General features: G+C 69.7%; 1 protein-coding gene. It reads left to right on the plus strand.

The features are described from left to right. Positions 1-172: 172 nt before the first annotated feature. A partial coding sequence (locus ACZ49J_RS45415) for an IS110 family transposase (RefSeq protein ID WP_467457752.1) occupies positions 173-1,017 on the plus strand: 845 nt, incomplete at its 3' end.

Below are 1,017 nucleotides of genomic sequence, written 5' to 3' on the forward strand. Positions count from 1 at the left end.
GTGTCACCGGGCCCGGGAGGCGCCGTTGGAGACGCTGATGAGAGGCCCGACTACCGCCTGGCCTGGCGCAAAGCCCGGCCGCTTGCGGGCGGCAGGTCTGCATAACGTGGATGCGCGCACACGACGCCAACGCCCTGGCCAGCACCGCACGAGATCCGTTCGGGAGGATGGGTTGAACGACATCGACGACGTAGGCGTCTTCCTCGGCCTCGACGTCGGCAAGAGCGCCCACCACGGGCACGGGCTGACCCCGGCCGGCAAGAAGGTCTTCGACAAGCAACTGCCCAACAGCGAGCCCAAGCTGCGGGCCGTCTTCGACAAGCTGGCCGCGAAGTTCGGCACCGTGCTGGTGATCGTGGACCAGCCCGCCTCCATCGGAGCCCTGCCCCTGACCGTCGCCCGGGACGCCGGCTGCAAGGTCGCCTACCTGCCCGGTCTGTCCATGCGGCGGATCGCCGACCTCTACCCGGGTGAGGCGAAGACCGACGCGAAGGACGCCGCGGTCATCGCGGACGCCGCACGGACGATGCCGCACACCCTGCGCTCGCTGGAACTGACCGACGAGATCACCGCCGAGCTGACCGTGCTGGTCGGCTTCGACCAGGACCTCGCCGCCGAGGCCACCCGCACCTCCAACCGGATACGCGGCCTGCTCACCCAGTTCCACCCCAGCCTGGAACGCGTCCTCGGCCCACGTCTGGACCACCTCGCGGTGACCTGGCTGCTGGAACGCTACGGCTCCCCGGCCGCCCTGCGAAAGGCCGGTCGCCGCAAGCTGGTTGAGGTGATCCGGCCCAAGGCTCCGCGCATGGCCCAGCGGCTGATCGACGAGGTGTTCGACGCGCTCGACGAGCAGACCGTCGTCGTTCCCGGCACCGGCACCCTCGACGTCGTGATCCCCTCCCTGGCCCGTTCGCTCGCGGCCGTCCACGAACAGCGACGAGCCCTGGAAGCGCAGATCGGACAGCTGCTGGAGGCTCACCCTCTTTCCGCGGTCCTGACCTCGATTCCGGGAGT

It is taken from the genome of Streptomyces sp. NPDC030840, from assembly GCF_055572015.1.